Origin of the sequence: Variovorax sp. NFACC27 (assembly GCF_048301545.1) — a bacterium.
GTDB classification, from domain to species: domain Bacteria; phylum Pseudomonadota; class Gammaproteobacteria; order Burkholderiales; family Burkholderiaceae_C; genus Variovorax; species Variovorax gossypii.
Genome location: NZ_CP157613.1, coordinates 7,934,268 through 7,950,604 on the forward strand (window position 1 = coordinate 7,934,268; position 16,337 = coordinate 7,950,604).

The window sequence follows — 16,337 nt, forward strand, 5'->3', positions numbered from 1 at the left end:
AGGGGTGGCTGCAAGTCTGAGCGCAGCCCAAGGCGCGCGCTAGCCAACTTCCACATCGGCCAGGCCGCGCGCTGTCCAGATTCGGCAGCGTCCGTGCACCGCGAACGGAGCGCGTGCACCGCCTCCGTGCAAACCCCATGAAGGCTTGCGCCAGCGCTGCGAAAAGCGGACAGCGGCTTCCTGCTGCGGATATCGAATTCCAGCGCGCGTCCCTAGACTTTCTTCACGCCCTCGAACCCTCAGGAGAACCTCGTGAAGCCCGATCCCCTTGTCCACGCCGCCTCCCCGTTCCTCCACGAAGGACGGGACCGCTGATGTCTTCCACCCTCATTGCCGAGCAGCTGCTCAATGGCCTGGGCTACGGGCTGATGCTGTTCCTGCTCGCCGCCGGCCTCACCCTCGTCTTCGGAGTGATGGACACCATGAACCTGGCGCATGGCTCGCTTTTCACGATGGGCGCCTACATCGGCGCCACCCTCTCGCTCTACACCGGCTCCTTCGTGCTGGCCGTGGCCGGCGCGGTCGTGGGCACGGTGCTGCTGGCGCTGGCGCTCGAGATCGCGCTGATGCGGCGCCTGTACGTGTCCGACCACCTGGTCCAGGTGGTCGCCACGCTTGGCGTGATCCTCATCGTCGACGACGTCGTCAAGGCGACCTGGGGCGCCGCGCCCATCATCGCGGGCGCGCCCCAGGCCTTCAGCCAGCCGATCCAGATCACGAGCGACTGGGCCTACCCCTCGTACCGCGTGCTGGTGCTAGTGGCGGGACTGGCGGTCGCCGCGCTGCTCTATGCCCTGGTGAACCACACGCGGCTGGGCATGCTGGTGCGCGCAGGCGCCTCGAACCGCGCCATGGCGCAGCTGATGGGCGTTCGCGTCAAGCAGGTGTTCTCGGTGATCTTCCTACTGGGCGCCGCGCTCGCGGGCCTGGCCGGCGCGCTGATGGGCCCGCTATCGGCGGTGCAGAACGGCATGGGCGAGACCATCATGATCCCGGCGCTCATCGTCATCGTCATCGGTGGCATCGGCTCGGTGCGCGGCGCGCTCGTGGGCGCCTTGCTGGTGGGCACCGTCGAGACCGTCGGGCGCGCCTTCGCGCCCGCGCTGCTCAAGCAGTTCATGCCACCGGCCCTGGTGGCCGACACCTCACCGGCCCTCGCGGGCATGACCATGTACCTGCTGATGGTGGCGGTGCTCTTCTTCAAACCCCGCGGCCTGTTCCCGGCCCGCGGCTGAACCCCAGAAAGCAGCTTCCCCATGAGCACTCCTATCACCTCGGCGAGCCCGATGCGCCTGAACGCCCCCCGGGAGCGCGGCTTCGGCGCCCCCACCTTCGTGCCCTGGATCGTGCTGGCGGTCCTGGCCTCGCTGCCCCTGTGGGCCGCCGCCACCGACCAGTACTACTACCTCGACTTCGCGCGCCGCATCCTCATCGTCGTGCTCGCCACCGCCAGCCTGAACCTGCTGGTCGGCTACGGCGGCATGGTGGCGCTGGGACACGCCGGCTTCGTCGGCGTCGGCGCCTACACGGTAGCCGCCTTCGTCGAGGCGGGCGTGCAATCGGCCTGGGCGCTGTGGGCCCTGAGCGGCGTGTGCGCCGGCCTGGTGGCCTGCCTGATGGGCACGGTGGTGCTGCGCACGCGCGGGGTGTACTTCATCATGATCACGCTGGCCTTCGCGCAGCTGCTGTACTACCTCGCGGTGTCCATGCGCATCTACGGCGGCGACGACGGCTACAACCTGCCGTTTCGGCCGCAAGCCGGCCCGGGCCTGAGCCTGGACGACAGCGCCACCTTCTTCTGGCTCGTGCTGGCCTTCGCCGCAGCCTGCTTCGCGGGCCTGCAGTACCTGCTGGGCAGCCGCTACGGCAAGGCCTTGTGCGGCGTCCGCGACAACGAGGCGCGCATGACCGCGCTCGGCTATCCGGTCTTCCGGCTGCGCCTGGCCGCCTTCACGCTGGCGGGCGCGATAGCGGGCCTGTCGGGTTCGCTGCTCATCATGCACAACGGCTTCATCAGCCCCTCGAGCATCCACTGGTCGCAGTCCTCCATCCTGCTGGTCATGCTGGTGCTCGGTGGCGTCGCGCGCCCCTGGGGCGCGGCCATCGGCACCACGGTGTGGATGGTGCTCGAAGAGGTGCTGCGCCAATCCACAGAGTACTGGCACTGGCCGCTCGGCGCCCTGCTGATCCTGATCGTGCTGGCGGTGCCGCAGGGGCTTGCCCAGCTCCATCGGCGCGGCAAGCCTGCAACCGCCCACTGACCCCCGCGAGGACCCGATGGCCAAGCCTCTCTTCTCCACCCAAGGGCTGCGCAAGTCCTTCCCCGGCCTGCTGGCGACCGACAACGTCAGCATCGATGTGCACCCTGGTCAGGTCCATGCGCTCATCGGCCCCAACGGCGCCGGCAAGAGCACCCTGGTCAACCTGATCTCGGGCCTGCTGCCCGCCGATGAGGGCCGCATCACGCTCGACGGCTGCGAACTGCAAGGCCTGTCCGCGCACGCCCGCGTGCGCGCCGGCCTCTCGCGCTGCTTCCAGGTGACCAGCATCTTTCCGGCCGCCAGCGTGCTCGACAACCTGCGCCTCGCCGCGCAGTCGCACCTGCCGGGCTACTGGCACCCCTGGGGCCGGCGCGACCGGCACGCCGAGATCAACGAGCACGCGCTCGACCTCGCGCAGATGGTGGGCCTCGAGGGCCGCCTGGCCCACACCGCCGGCGCCCTGCCGCACGGCGCCCAGCGCCAGCTCGACGTGGCACTGGCGCTCGCGGCGCGGCCCAGGCTGCTGCTGCTCGACGAGCCCATGGCCGGCATGGGGCAAGACGAGTCGGAACGCGTGGCCCAGCTGATCGAGAAGCTGCGCCAGTCGATGGCGATCCTGCTGATCGAACACGACATGCACGCCGTCTTCCGTCTGGCCGACCGCATCTCCGTGCTGGTGTACGGCCGGGTGATGGCCTCGGGCACGCCCGATGAGATCCGCAACAACGAACAGGTCCGGGACGTGTACCTGGGCAGCGAGGTGAACGCATGAGCCGTGGCAACACCCTCCTCTCCTGCCGCGGCGTGCAAGCCGGCTACGGCCGCAGCCAGGTGCTCTTCGGCATCGACCTAGACATCGCCGCGGGCGAGGTCGTCGGCCTGCTCGGCCGCAACGGCATGGGCAAGAGCACCACGGTGAAAACCGTGCTGGGCCAGCTCAAGCCCTTGAACGGCGAGGTGCAGTTCGACGGCCGCCGCATCGACGGCCAGGCCTCGGACGCCATCGCCCGGCTGGGCGTGGCGGTGGTGCCCGAGGGGCGCCAGTGCTTTCCCAACCTGACCGTGCGCGAGCACCTGCAGGCCTTCTACCGCAAGCCCCGGCCGGGCGCCTCGGCGTCGACGCACTGGAACGTGGACAGCCTGTTCCGCCTTTTCCCGCGCCTGGCCGAGCGGCAGAAGAACTTCGGCAACCAACTCTCGGGCGGCGAACAGCAGATGCTGGCGATCGCGCGCGCGCTGTCGACCCAGCCGCGCCTGCTGATCCTCGACGAGGCCACGGAAGGCCTCGCCCCGCTGATCCGCGAAGAAATCTGGCGCTGCCTGGCCCTGTTGCGGCGCGAGGGCCAGACCACGCTGGTGATCGACAAATTCGTAGACCGCCTGATCCGCCTGGCCGACCACCACATCATCGTCGAGAAGGGCCGCGTGGCCTGGCAGGGCACCTCATCCGCGCTCGACGCCGACCGCACGCTGTGGTCGCGCTACCTCAGCCTGTGACCCCTTCCCTTTCCCGCCCTTTTTGTACCACCCTGCTTCGGAGACCCCAATGAAGCTTCTGCTGTCTGCCCTGACCTTGACCGCCTCGCTGCTGGCCGCGCCCGCCGCGATGGCGAACACCCCCTTGAAGATCGGTTTCCTCACCACGCTGTCGGGGCCGGGCGCCGCGCTCGGCCAGGACACGCGCGACGGTTTCGCGCTCGCGGTCAAACACAACCGCGACCGGCTCGGCGGCCTGCCGCTGGACCTGCAGGTCGTGGACGACCAGCTGAGCCCGGACAGCGCGCGCCAGAGCGTGGACCGCTTCATCAAGCTCAACAAGGTCGACATACTCACCGGCGTCGTGTACTCCAACGTGCTGCTGCCGGTGCTTCCCACCATCCTGGCCAGCGACACGGTCTACATCAGCACCAATACCGGCCCCATGGACTACGCAGGCGCCAAGTGCCACAAGAACTTCTTCGTCGCCGCCTGGCAGAACGAGGACATCCCCCAGGCCATGGGCCGCTTCGCCGCCACGCGCGAGTACAAGCGCGTGGCCATGATCGCGGCCAACTACCCGGGCGGCCGCGAGTCGGCGATCGGTTTCAAGCGCCAGTACACGGCGCCGATCGTGGAGGAGATCTACACCAAGATGGGCCAGCTCGACTACGCCGCCGAGATCGCAACCCTGCGCGCGTCCAGGCCCGATGCGGTGTTCTTTTTCCTGCCCGGCGGCATGGGCGTGAACTTCATCAAGCAGTTCGAGGCCGCCGGCCTGACCAAACAGATCGCGCTGCTGGCGCCGGGCTACTCCGCCGATGAAGACACGCTGCGCGCGGTGGGCGAACCCATGGTCGGCGTCTACAACGCCTCGCACTGGGCAGCCGACCTGCCCGGCGCGCTAAACCAGAAGTTCGTGGCAGACTTCACCAAGACCTATGGCCGCGCCCCCACCATGACCGCGGCCCAGGCCTACGACACCGCGCTGCTCATCGACCACGCCGTGCGCCGCGTCGACGGCAAGGTGGCCGACCGCGATGCGCTGCGCAAGGCCCTGCGCGAGGCGCAGTTCCCTTCGCTGCGCGGGCCGTTCAAATTCAACAACAACCAGTTCCCGATCCACACGCTGTACATGCGCGTGGTGCAGAAGGACGCGTCGGGCCGCATCGCCAACAAGCTCGTCGGGGAGATCCTGCCCAACCACGCTGACCCCTACGCCGCGCAGTGCAAGCTGCCCTGATGCCTGGCCCGCAGCCGGCGTGCCGGCTGCCCCCCGGAGCCCCGCCGACCGCAAGGCCGCGGGGCCCTTTTTTGTGCCGCGGCGATCAATCTTTGCTGGCGGGCGCCCCGCTGCTCTCCTGTTGCAGCAGGCGCTGAATGTGTCGGCGCACTGCGATCTGCGCGCGGTCGGCACGGCAGCTGATCTCCTCGCCGTTCGGGTCGTTCAGGATCGCGGCCTGCTGCAGCGCGAAGATCTCGAGGTCTTCGTGGAAGGCCTTCTTGATTTCCTGGAACAGGCTTTGCGTCACCGCGGGTTCATCGGTGCGGAAGTCGTGCGTCTGCGCCCAGAAGTAGTGGCTGGTGGTGGCCGTCTCGGGCGTGATGGCGTGCAGCGCGACCATGCCGATGGTGTCGTCGCCGTCGAAGTTGCGCTCGCCGTTGCTGCGCGCGCGCCCGCCGGTGCGGATGCGCACCGTCGTCGGCGGCAGGAAGGCGATGACCTGCCAGCGGTCGATGGGGCCCCCGAAGCCCGCGAGGCGCTGGTACGTGGGCGGCGGCGGCGTGTCGATCATCCATCGCGTCTGGGTGACGCCCTGCTCGCCGTCGCTGACCTCCAGCTCCGCGAGCGCGGTGGCCGCGTTGCCGATGGTGGAGCTGTGCACGAAGCTCAGGTGGCTCAGGTCGTTGAGGTTGTCGACGATGAGCCGGTAGTTGCCCTGGGCGTGCATGTAGTCGCGCTCCCAGGCATGGCGCGGGTCGCTCAGCACCGAAAAGTCCGGTACCAGCGCTTCGTCGGCCCGGGCCGGGTCGCCCATCCAGATCCAGACCAGGTGGTGCTTCTCGCACACCGGGTAGCCCTTCACGCGCGCACGCGGCGGGATCTGCTCCTGGTTGGGAATGGCGATGCACTGGCCCGAACAATCGAAGGTGAAGCCGTGGTAGCCGCACTGCACGGTGTCGCCGATCAGGGTCCCGCGTGACAGCGGGACGCGCCGGTGGCAGCAGCGGTCCTCCAGCGCGATCGGGCGGCCGTCCTCGGTGCGGTACAGCAGCACGGGTCGGTCCATTATGGTGATCGCGCGCATCGCGTGCACGAGGTCCTTCGCCCAGGCCGCGACGTACCAGGCGTTGTGCACATAAGGAGAGGGAGAGGCGTCGGTGTTCATTGAAGCTCGGGTGACACGTTGGGAACGCTCGCGACCGAACGCGAGGGGCAGGCACTGGTGCCGCGCCCGGGGGGCGCGTGCGCGGGCAGTGAGGCCCCAGTCTAGGAAGGCCCTGGACGGGGCGCTATCCGGTGGCCGAAGCGGCGCCGCCATCTGTGTCCGTATTCCGCAAGCGCCGCGCACGCAGCGAGCGGTCGGGGCCGGCCGGTGGCTAGCGCAGCGCGCGCGCCACGGTGTCTCGCTGGGCAGTTCGCCGAAGCGTTCGCGGTAGTAGGCGGAGAAGCGCCCCAGGTGGGTGAAGCCGCAATCGATGGCCACGTCGGTGATGTTGCGGCCGGGGTCGGCGAGCAGTTGCCGCCGCGCGCTGTCGAGCCGCAGGTCGCGCAGCCAGGCCATGGGGCCCACGCCCAGTTGGCGCATGCAGTCCATGTAGAAGGTGCGCGAGCTCACGCCGGCCGCGCGCGCCAGGTCTTCCAGCGCCAGCGGTGCGCACAGCCGCGTGCGCACCCAGCGCTCGGCGGCCTGCAGGCGGGCCGAGGAGCCCCCCGAGGCGCCAGGCGCCGCCGGGCCCGGCTCGGTGGTTGCGCCTTCGCGCGCACGCTGGCGCATGTGCAGCGTGGTGAACAGCGCCATGCCGTCTTCGAGGTGGTGTATCCACGCCGGGTCGCGCAAGGGCGATGCCGCGCTGTCAGCGGCGTCGCTGGCCGGCAAGGTGTTCAGCAGCGATTGCAGGAGCGCCCCCCATTGCCGCGCCGCTTCGCTCTCCAGCACGAACACCTGCTGCCCGTCGGGCGCGCGGCCCGGGCTGCGGATGCTCGAGGCGCCGCTGCGCAGCAACGAATGCGGCATGCGCACGATGATCTGCTCGCAGCTTTCGCTCCAGCGCAGCGTGAGCGGGTCGCGCGAGGACAGCACCGCGACCTGGCCGGGGCCCACGTCGTGGCGGCCGCCCGCGGACTCCACCTGCATCGAGCCGCGCAGCGGCATCTGCATCAGGCCGAAATCCTCGAAGGGGCGCGGCCGGATCTCGACCTCGGAGCCGTAGCGCAACACCATGAGCTGCAGGCGCGGCGTGGCGGCGCTCCACATGACGGCGTCGGCATCGCCGGCGCCCCATTGCACCTCGTGGTCGTTGAGCGAGTCGCGCAGCGACTGGTGGAAGCGGCTGCGCACCGCGGAACGGAACACGCAGCGCTCGTAGAGCGGTGTGAGATCGAGCTGGGCGGGCGAGCGCGCGCTCGCGAGGCCCGTGGGGGCTGGGGCAAAGGCAAGGGTCATGACACACCGGCAAGCACACGTGGGGTCGTGCAATTTGCAAGAACGATGCCCGCGCGCCGGCCCGGCGCGCAAGAGGGGTTACACCATGCCGACGGGGCGCGCCGCCGGACGGCGATCCGCCGTGCGGCGCCGGCGTCGAAAACGGACAAGGACTGCCGATGCTGGCTTTTTTCTCGCGCCCCGCCTCGCTACATTGATTTCACCGTGCGCACCGGCGCGCGGCGAACCGACAGACCGCGATCGACGAGGCCCCCATGGAATCCACGCTTGCCCTTCACGTCCGGCACATCGAGACCCTCACCCCGCGGGTGCGCAAACTCGTGCTGGGCCTGGCCGATGGCGCGCCCCTGCCCGCCTACGAGGCCGGCGCCCACATCGAACTGCATGTGCCCGGCACGGCCAACACAGCCCCCTTGCACCGCGCGTATTCGCTGGTGCGGCCCTCGGCCGGCGCGAACGCGCTGGAAATCGCCGTGCAGCTCGAAGAAAACGGCAGCGGTGGCTCGCGCTGGGTGCACAGCCTGCAAAGCGGCGACACCCTCACCGCCAACCCGCCCCGCAACCTCTTTCCCCTGCAGGGCCAACAGCAGCGGCCGCTGCTGCTGGCCGCAGGCATCGGCATCACGCCCATCCTGTGCATGGCGCTCGAGCTCGAACGCCAGGGCCTGCCCCACGAAATGCACTACGTGGCGCGCAGCCGCGAGCTCGCCGCCTACGCGGGCGAGGTCGAGGCGCTGGCGGGCGCCACCTGCTGGTTCGACGAAGGCGACCCCTCGCGCGGCATTCCCCTGCCCACGGTGATCGGCCCGCCCATCGCCGAGCGGCACCTGCACGTCTGCGGCCCCAAGCCCTTCATCGCCGCGGTGCTCGACACCGCGCGCCAACTCGGCTGGCCGGAAGAACGGCTGCATTGCGAGTTGTTCACCGGCGCGCTGGCGGCGCAAGGCGACCGCGCCTTCGAGGTCGAACTCAAGGACTCGGGGCTCACGTTGTCGGTGGCGGCCGACCAGACCATCCTGGAGGCGATGGAAAGCGCCGGCCTGGACCCGCTGTTCGACTGCCGCCGGGGCGACTGTGGCATCTGCGTGGCGCGTGTGCTTGGCGGCGACGCCGACCACCGCGACATCTGCCTGTCGGCGCGCGAGCACGAGGCCGGCAACTTCTGCATCTGCGTCTCGCGCGCGCGCGGCGAGCGCCTGGTGCTGGCCCTTTGACACCGGAGCCCCCATGACACAAAGACTGAACGGCAAGGTGGCCATCGTCACCGGCGCCACCCAGGGCATCGGCGCCGACATCGCCCGCGCCCTGGCGCACGAGGGTGCACAACGGGTCTTCATCGTGGGCCGCGGCCTGCCGGCAGGCACGGCGGTGGCCGCCGAGATCGGCGCGACGGCCACCGCCATCGAGGCCGACATCACCGACGACCAGGCGATCGAGCGCTGTGTGGCGCAGGCCCTGGCCGTCAACGGCCAGATAGACATCCTGGTGAACTGCGCCTGCATCTACGACGACGCCGGCCTGGCCTCCAGCCGCGCGCAATGGCACGCCACACTGGACGTCAACCTGGTGTCGGCGGCGGTGTTCACGCAGAAGGTCGAGCCGCACATGGGCCGTGGCGCCGTGGTGGTCAACCTGGGCAGCGTGGGCGGCAAGTTCGGCACGGCCAACCGCGCCATCTACCCGGCCTCTAAGGCGGCCATGATCCAGATCACGCGCAACTTCGCCGTCACGCTGGCGCCGCGCGGCATCCGCGTGCTGTCGGTGTCGCCGGCCTGGACCTGGTCGCCATCGCTTGAGCGCATGGCGCACGGTTCGCGCAGCATTGCCGACCGCGTGGGCGGCATCACGCACCCGCTGGGCCGCGTGGGCGATGGCGCCGAGGTGGGCCGGGTCGTGGCCTTCGCTGCCAGCGACGAGGCCTCGTGGATCACGGGCACCGACATCGCGGTGGATGGCGGCTTCTCCAGCCTGGGCCCGGACCAGGGCGCCTCGGCCCGCGACTGGTTCGAAGGCTCGGGCGGCTGAGCCGCGCGCCGATGTCCGCCGCCCCTGGCGTCGACGCCTCGCCGCTCTATCGGCGGCGGGTGTTCCGCTCGACCAACCCCCAGGAGGCCCGCGCGGTGCACGGCCGCTGGATCGCGGACCACGAACTGCGCATCGGGCAGGGCAAGGTCGACGCCTCGCTGTGCGCGCTGCCGCTGCGTTCGGTCCGCATGCTGCTGATCCGCTACGGCCCCGAGGCGGAAATCCTGAGCCCCGCGTTCGAGGACTTCTCGCTGATCCAGATCCCACTGAGCGGGAGCGCCGACATCGTCTGCGATGGCCAAGCGCTGTCGCTGGGCAGCGGGCAGTCGGCGCTGCTGTCGCCGCGCCACGCCCTGCGCGTGCGCTGGAGCCCCGGCAGCGAGCAGTTGCTGCTGCGGGTGCCGCACGGGCTGTTGCGCGCCACCGCCAGCGACACCGGGCTCGGGCCCGATGCCGCCAGCGGCGCGCCGCCCTGGCCGGCCCCGCTCGCCGTCATCGACCGCGTCGACGGCGCGCGCTGGCGGCCGATCGTGCAGTCCCTCATCGCGCTCGGCCCGTCCACCGAGGGCGCGCGCGGCGCGCACCCGGCCTGGGAGCGGCACTGTGAAACGGGCCTGGCGCTGTTCCTGTTGACGCTCGCGAGCGAGCAGGCGGGCGCGGACTTGGCCGCGCCGTGCGGCCACGGCGGCGTGCTCAAGGCCGCGGGCCGCTACATCCAGGCCAACCTCGCCTCGCCCATCGCGCTGGGCGACGTGGCGCAAGCCGCGGGTGTCAGCGAACGCACGCTGCACACGCACGTCACGCGCGCCTTCGGCGTGCGCCCCATGGCCTGGCTCAGGCTGCAGCGGCTCGACGCCGCGCGCGCTCAGCTCAGGCGCGGGGACGCGCACTCCATCGCCGAGGTCGCGCTGCGCTGCGGCTTCGGTCACCTGGGGCGCTTCTCCGCGTACTACCAGCGCCGCTTCGGCGAACTGCCCAGCGAGACACAAGCCTCGCCCTGAGCGCGGCCCGGGCTTGCATTGTGTGATATATCTAAGGTAAGTCACCACCGCGCCGCGGCGGTCCTTGCCTAGTGTTCCGCTCGCCGCCATGCCCAGAAAAGCCGCCTCCAACGAATCGCCCTCCCTGTCGCTGGCCGAACAGGCCTACCAGGAGCTCAAGCGCCGCATCCTCACGCTGCAGCTGCGGCCGGGCCTGTTCGTGAACGAGCGTGAACTCATGGAGCTGCTCGACATCGGCCGCATGCCGGTGCACCAGGCGGTGCACCGCCTGCAGGCCGAGGGCCTGATCGAGGTCATTCCGCGCAAGGGCCTGGTCATCCGCCCCGATTCGCTGCAGGACATGCTCACCTTGCTCGAAGCCCGGCTGGCCATGGAGCCCAACATCGCGGCCCTGGCGGCCACGCGCGCCACCAAGGAGCAGGTGGCCGAGCTCAAGCAGCTGGTGACCGAGTCCAAGCGCATCGTGAACCAGAGCGAGCGCATGTCCTTCATGAAGCTCGACCGGGCTTTCCACGGGCTGATCGCGGAAGCGGCGGGCAACCAGATCCTGGCCGATGCCCAGCGCCCCTTGCACGAACGCTCCGAGCTGATCTGGCACCTGCGCGTGATGAAGGAGGACGGCCTGGTCGTCAACCAGCGCGAGCACACGAACATCCTCAAGGCCATCATTGAGCGAGACGCCAACGGCGCGCGCAAGGCCATGGAAGAGCACCTGCGCTCCCTGCACGACCGCATCCTGGCCGGCTCGCTCGAGCGCTGAGGCTGCGCGGGCCGCCCCGGGCCGGCTCAGGCGTTGGCTCAGGCTTCCGCGCGAGGGATCAGCCGGCGCTCGATCACGTTGCCCGAGATCGACACCGCGGCGTCCGACAGCAGGTGCATCAGCGTCGGCGTGACCTCCTCCGGTGTCGACACCCCGAGCGTGCGCTCGTACATCTCGAGCTCCGCGGCGCTCGCGGAATCCAGGAACACGGGCGTGGCCACCAGGCCCGGGGAGAGCGCGTTGATGCGCACGCCGTGCGAACGCAACTCGAGCGCCGCCGACTTCACCAGGCCCACGATGCCGGCCTTGGTGGCCGCGTAAGCGGCCGCGCCGATCCAGCCGTTGCTCGCCAAGCCCGAGGTAAAGGCGATGATCGAGCCCGAGCGCTGCGCCTTCATCACGGGGAACAGCTCGCGCAGCAGGTAGAAGACGCCCGAGAGGTTGACGTCCATGTGGCGCTGCCATTCGGCGTCGCTGGTTTCGTCGATCGGCGTGCGCCGCTGGATGGCGCTGGTCAGCACCGCGCCATCGATGCGACCGACGCGCGCCAGCCATTGCCGCAGCGCAGCGCGCACCGCGTCGGACTGGGAGATATCGACCGCCTGTGTCAGCAGGCGCGCCTGGGGCGGCAGGGCCGCAAGGCCCGCGGCGTCGATGTCCATCGCCAGGACGGTCGCGCCGGCCTGCAGGCAGGAGAGCGCGGTCGCGCGGCCGATGCCCGAGGCCGCGCCCGCGACGAGGACGACGTGGCCGGCAAAGTCGAAGCTGGCTTTCACAGGGGTTTCTCCATCACGGGGGGCAGACCCACGATGCGCTCGTACAGCGCGGCGGCCTGATTCAGCGTCCCATCCATCGGCACGATGGCGGCGATGTACTCGTCCGGGCGCACCAGCACCAGCGTATTGGGCGCCACGCCTAGGCGGCTCATGAGCGCATTGCCCGGGTCCAGCAGGCTGCGGTCGCGCAGCCCGCTGTCGTGCGGCGCGTCGTAGCGCGAAACCACCCAGTACCGCAAGGCCGGGGAACCGTTGACAGGAATCGCGGGCCGGCGGCGCACGTCGCTGAAGTACAACGCCGTGAACCGACCCGAACACAGGTCGTGGGCGCGCGCCTGCCGTCCCTCGGGCGTGTGCAGCAGGTAGTCCGGCAGCCGCGCACCCGCGCATGCGGGCGGGCGCGTTTCCCGCACCACCATGGACCACTCGCCCTTGCCTTCGACGTCGAGCGTCACGCCCAGCATGGTGCGGGTGCAGGCATTGCTCCAGTTGTTGTCGCTCAGGGCGCCCGCGTCGCCGCGCTTGGCCATGGACTGGCGCGCCGCCTCGGCCATTTCGCCCGAGCCGTGGATGGCCAGCGGCCGCTGCTCGCGCTCGTAGCCGTCCAGCACGGCGATGTCGGCCCAGCCGCGCAGGTACCACGCCAGCCGCCACGGCAGGTTGGACGCGTCCAGCGCGCCGGTATTGAGCCCCAGCGCCCACATCGGTGTGATCAGGTGCGCGGCGTCGCCCATCAGGAACACCCGCCCGCGGCGCCACTCCTGCGCCACGCGGTGGTGCACGTTGTAGGTCACCTTGTTGAGCAGTTGGACGTTGCTCACGTCGCCGATGAACGAAAGCGACTTGTCGCGCAGCTCCTCGGCCGTCGGCTCGGGCGCGCCCTCGGCCATGGGGTACAGGAAGCGCCAGCAGTGAGGGTGCCGCACCAGGATCATCCATTCCTTGGGGTCGGCGAAGTATGCGAGGTAGGGGTAGTCGCGCGGGTTCTCGGTGTCGAGATCGACCACCAGATCGACCAGTGCGTATTTGGTGTTGAGCGACATGCCCTCCACGACCACGCCCATCTGCGCGCGCACCGTGCTGCGGCCGCCATCGCACGCCAGCAGAAACACCGCCTCGGCCCGGATCTCGCCCTCCGCAGTGTGCAGGTGCAGGCTCACGTGGTCGCCGTGGTCTTCGTAGCACTCGAGCCGGTGGCCCAGCTTGAGCTCCACCAGCGGGTGCCGGGCCAGCGACTGCGCAAGGATGGGCTCCAGGTCCTGCTGCGGCAGGTTGATGACGAAGGGGTAGCGCGTTTCCGCGCCGATCTCGCTCAGGAGCACGGGGAAGGTCGAGCGCTGGGTCTGGCGGTCGATCTCGCCGATTTCGTCGACCCGCAAGGCCTTGGCCAGCACCTCGTCGGCGACGCCGTAGCGGCGGAAGATCTCCAGCGTGCGCGAGAGGATGGTGCCGGCCTTGGTGTCGAGCGAGAGGTGCCGGTCGTCCTCGTAGACGACGCAGCGCACGCCCTGGCTCGCCAGGCCCAGCGCCGTCAGCAGTCCGATGGGGCCCGCGCCCACGATGGCCACGGGTAGTTGCTTGGGGTTGTTGTTCTGCATGTGCGGTGTTCGCGTCTTCGGGCTGGGAATCGCCTAGGGCTTGATCGGGGTCGCCGGCAGGAAGCCTTCGACGAAAAGGCGGTCCGGGTCGGGCGCGCCGCCGGCGATCTCGATGTTCTGGCTGATGAAGTTCACCGTTCGGCGCAGTTTGTCCTTGGACATGGTACCGAAGCCGTTCTGCACCACGTCCGGCGTGAGCGCGATGCGCTTGAGGATCTGCAGTTCCTCGACCACGATGGCGGGATCGAGCGCCTTGAGGTACTTGGTCTGGATGCGCGCAGCCTCTTCCGGGTTCGCCAGCGCGTCCTTCCAGCCGCGCAGGGCGGCGCGCACGAAGCCCGTGACGGCCTCCGGGTGGCTTTTGAGGAAGTCGTCCTTCACGCCGATGCTGTTGGCGTAGATGTCCAGCCCATGGTCGGCCAGCAGCAGGCACTTGGGCGTGCCGGCGCCGCCCACGGCGCGGCGGATGGAGGGCTCGCCCATCAGGAACTGGTCGATGGCCGGCACCTTCTTGGACACCAGCATGGGCACGCGCGCCGCGGCATCGATGTTCACGACCTTGAGCGTGGACGGATCGAGGCTGTTCATCTTCATGAACGCGGCAAAGATGCGCGGCATGAAGGAGGCGTTGCTGGAGCCGATCTCCAAGCCGACCATGTCCTTGGGCGACACGACGTTGGCGCCCGGGTCGAGACTGAACACGCAGTACGGCGCCTTCTGGTAGATGCCCGCCACGATGCGCACCGACGCGCCCGCCGCGCCGCCCGCCACAAGGCTGGGGATATCGATGAAGCCCATTTCCGCGAGGCCGGACTCGACGTAGCGCACGGCGTCGGCCGTGCCCTTGGTGGGCAGGATGCTCACGTTGAGCTTCTCTTCCTTAAAGTAGCCCTTGGACAGGGCCACGTACCAGGGCGCGTGCCGACCCAGGGGAATGAAGTCGAGCGCGAAGCGGATCTCCTTCTCACCGCCGCCCGTCTGGGCTTGCGCGGTGCCGCCCAGCGCCAGGACCGCCGCGACCGCAGCCAGAACAACTTTCAGGACCTTCATCCGTCACCTCGGGTGGTTGATTGACATGCCATGTAATATATCATAAGGTATTGCACAGGCAATATCAGCGGATAAACGACCGGCATCCCGCCTTCGCGGCCGCGTCCACAAGAACGAGGAGATTCACTTGGCATATGGAGTGATAGATCGCGCCCGAAAGGTGTTCTCGGCCAGAGAACTCGGGGGCAAGGCCACGCAGGACCTGGTGGCACTGGACGATGCGTCGTTCAGCTTCGAGCAGGGGGAGTTCGTCTCCCTGCTCGGCCCCAGCGGCTGCGGCAAGACGACCCTGCTTCGCATCGTCGCCGGCCTGATCCCGCGCACCTCGGGCACGGTGCGCATCGGCGGCCGCGACGTGAACGGCCCTTATGGCGACTACGGCTTCGTGTTCCAGGCGCCTGGCCTCATGCCTTGGCGCAGCGTGCTGGACAACGTGCTGTTTCCCATGGAGATCCTCAAGCGCAGCGACGCCGCGGCGCGCAAGCGGGCTCGCGACCTGCTGTCCCTGGTCGGCCTGGAGGCGTTCGAGGGCGCACGCCCGCACCAGCTCTCGGGCGGCATGCAACAGCGCGTGTCGCTGTGCCGCGCGCTGATCCACGAGCCCAAGCTGCTGCTCATGGACGAGCCTTTCGGCGCACTCGACGAACTGACGCGCCTGGACATGAACGACCTGCTGCTCGACGTGCGCCGCCAGACCGGGGCCGCCGTGCTATTCGTGACGCACTCGATCTCGGAGGCGGTCTACCTCGGCGACAAGGTCCTGGTCTTCAGCCGCCGCCCGGCGCGGGTGGCGCTGGAGATCCGGCCCGCTCTGGGCAGCGAGCGCCACCGCGGCACGCGCTTCGACGGGGCCTTCGCCAAGGCGCAACGCGAGGCCGGCGAGGCGCTTGGCGTCATCACCCCGTACGACACCACCCCCGCGCTCTCGGAGGATGCCCACTGATGAACAGCGTTTCGTCCGCACTGAAGCGATGCGCCTACCCCGTCGCCGGCACCGTGCTGGCCCTCGCGCTGTGGCAGGCCGTCTGCGTGCTCGCGTCCCTGCCGACGGCCGTGCTGCCCACGCCCTGGCAGGTGCTGCAGGCCACCGTGCAGTTCTGGCCCGCGCTGCTGCAGGACGGCTGGGTCACTTTCAAGGCCACCCTGTACGGCTTCGTCCTGGCACTGCTGCTGGGCATTCCGCTCGCGGTGGCGGTGTCCACCTTCCGCTGGATCAACCTGATGTTCTACCCGCTGCTGGTCGCGCTGCAGTCGGTGCCCAAGGTCGCGCTGGCTCCGCTGCTGCTCGTCTGGCTGGGCACCGGCATGGAGTCCAAGCTCGCCATCGCCTGGCTCGTGGCCTTCTTTCCCATCGTGGTCGACACCGCCGCGGGCCTGCAGTCCACGCCGAAGGAACTGCTGGAGTTGGCGCGCAGCCTTCGCGCCTCGCCCTGGCAGCTGTTCGCCAAGGTGCGCTTTCCGGCCGCCCTGCCCTTCGTGGTCACAGGCTCCAAGGTGGCCGTGACGCTCGCCGTCATCGGCGCCGTGATCGGCGAGTTCGTCGGCTCCAGCGAAGGCCTGGGCTTCCTGCTGCTCAGCGCCACCTCGCAGATCAACACGCCGCTGGCCTTCGCCGCCCTCTTCGCCCTCTCGGCGCTGGGCATGGCCACCTACTTCATGGTCGTCCTCGCCGAACGGGCGATCGCCGGCTGGCTGCCGCCCGCACCGCCAACCCATTGACAC

General features: G+C 69.6%; 15 protein-coding genes. 11 read left to right on the forward strand and 4 right to left on the reverse strand.

Translation table 11 applies throughout. The features are described 5' to 3' along the window. Positions 1–314: 314 nt before the first annotated feature. Genes ABL840_RS37300 through ABL840_RS37320 form a run of 5 tightly spaced genes read left to right on the forward strand, consistent with a single transcriptional unit; the run spans position 315 to position 4,980 of the window. Positions 315–1,235 carry a branched-chain amino acid ABC transporter permease gene (locus ABL840_RS37300; protein ID WP_093299993.1) on the forward strand — a complete coding sequence of 307 codons (921 nt, stop codon included), beginning with the start codon at positions 315–317 and terminating at the stop codon, positions 1,233–1,235. A gap of 51 nt (positions 1,236–1,286) precedes the next feature. Further along, complete coding sequence (locus ABL840_RS37305) at positions 1,287–2,261, forward strand: branched-chain amino acid ABC transporter permease (protein WP_093300550.1); 975 nt, start codon at positions 1,287–1,289, stop codon at positions 2,259–2,261. Between the two features lie 16 nt (positions 2,262–2,277). Further along, on the forward strand, positions 2,278–3,033 hold the full coding sequence (locus ABL840_RS37310) for an ABC transporter ATP-binding protein (RefSeq protein ID WP_093299994.1): 756 nt from the start codon (positions 2,278–2,280) through the stop codon (positions 3,031–3,033). Continuing rightward, the gene (locus ABL840_RS37315) at positions 3,030–3,758 is read left to right on the forward strand and encodes an ABC transporter ATP-binding protein (protein ID WP_093299996.1); all 729 of its coding nucleotides are present in this window, start codon (positions 3,030–3,032) and stop codon (positions 3,756–3,758) included. The genes ABL840_RS37310 and ABL840_RS37315 overlap by 4 nt, the downstream gene beginning before the upstream one ends. Positions 3,759–3,807: 49 nt before the next feature. Beyond that, complete coding sequence (locus ABL840_RS37320) at positions 3,808–4,980, forward strand: ABC transporter substrate-binding protein (RefSeq protein WP_093299997.1); 1,173 nt, start codon at positions 3,808–3,810, stop codon at positions 4,978–4,980. 85 nt (positions 4,981–5,065) lie between these two features. Here ABL840_RS37320 and ABL840_RS37325 read toward each other — a convergent pair whose 3' ends face one another. After that, positions 5,066–7,405, reverse strand: coding sequence for a helix-turn-helix domain-containing protein (locus ABL840_RS37325; protein ID WP_418116140.1), 2,340 nt, complete (start codon positions 7,403–7,405; stop codon positions 5,066–5,068). 254 nt (positions 7,406–7,659) lie between these two features. Here ABL840_RS37325 and ABL840_RS37330 point away from each other — a divergent pair, with 254 nt between their 5' ends. From ABL840_RS37330 to ABL840_RS37345, 4 genes are all read left to right on the forward strand, one after another. Further along, positions 7,660–8,619: a PDR/VanB family oxidoreductase gene (locus tag ABL840_RS37330; RefSeq protein ID WP_093300002.1), complete on the forward strand. Its 960-nt coding sequence runs from the start codon at positions 7,660–7,662 to the stop codon at positions 8,617–8,619. A 13-nt stretch (positions 8,620–8,632) separates the two neighbouring features. Further along, positions 8,633–9,430, forward strand: coding sequence for an SDR family oxidoreductase (locus ABL840_RS37335; RefSeq protein ID WP_093300003.1), 798 nt, complete (start codon positions 8,633–8,635; stop codon positions 9,428–9,430). An 11-nt stretch (positions 9,431–9,441) separates the two neighbouring features. Beyond that, on the forward strand, positions 9,442–10,431 hold the full coding sequence (locus ABL840_RS37340) for an AraC family transcriptional regulator (protein WP_418116141.1): 990 nt from the start codon (positions 9,442–9,444) through the stop codon (positions 10,429–10,431). 88 nt (positions 10,432–10,519) lie between these two features. Then, a complete protein-coding gene (locus ABL840_RS37345) occupies positions 10,520–11,191 on the forward strand; it encodes a GntR family transcriptional regulator (RefSeq protein ID WP_093300007.1) in 672 nt (223 codons plus the stop codon). Positions 11,192–11,229: 38 nt separating this feature from the next. Here the strand turns inward: ABL840_RS37345 and ABL840_RS37350 are convergent, their stop codons facing one another. From ABL840_RS37350 to ABL840_RS37360, 3 genes are read right to left on the reverse strand one after another with little or no spacing between them, the layout of a single operon-like run. Further along, entirely contained in the window at positions 11,230–11,967 is a 738-nt protein-coding gene (locus ABL840_RS37350) for an SDR family NAD(P)-dependent oxidoreductase (RefSeq protein ID WP_093300008.1), read from the reverse strand. Continuing rightward, positions 11,964–13,565, reverse strand: coding sequence for an FAD-dependent monooxygenase (locus ABL840_RS37355; protein ID WP_093300010.1), 1,602 nt, complete (start codon positions 13,563–13,565; stop codon positions 11,964–11,966). Before ABL840_RS37355 ends, ABL840_RS37350 begins: the two co-directional genes overlap by 4 nt. 33 nt (positions 13,566–13,598) lie before the next feature. Beyond that, positions 13,599–14,615, reverse strand: a complete 1,017-nt coding sequence (locus ABL840_RS37360; protein WP_093300011.1) for an ABC transporter substrate-binding protein — start codon at positions 14,613–14,615, stop codon at positions 13,599–13,601. Between the two features lie 127 nt (positions 14,616–14,742). Here ABL840_RS37360 and ABL840_RS37365 point away from each other — a divergent pair, with 127 nt between their 5' ends. Together ABL840_RS37365 and ABL840_RS37370 are read left to right on the forward strand one after the other, a co-directional pair. Beyond that, on the forward strand, positions 14,743–15,558 hold the full coding sequence (locus ABL840_RS37365) for an ABC transporter ATP-binding protein (RefSeq protein WP_093300013.1): 816 nt from the start codon (positions 14,743–14,745) through the stop codon (positions 15,556–15,558). After that, entirely contained in the window at positions 15,558–16,334 is a 777-nt protein-coding gene (locus ABL840_RS37370) for an ABC transporter permease (protein WP_093300014.1), read from the forward strand. The genes ABL840_RS37365 and ABL840_RS37370 overlap by 1 nt, the downstream gene beginning before the upstream one ends. Positions 16,335–16,337 lie beyond the last annotated feature (3 nt).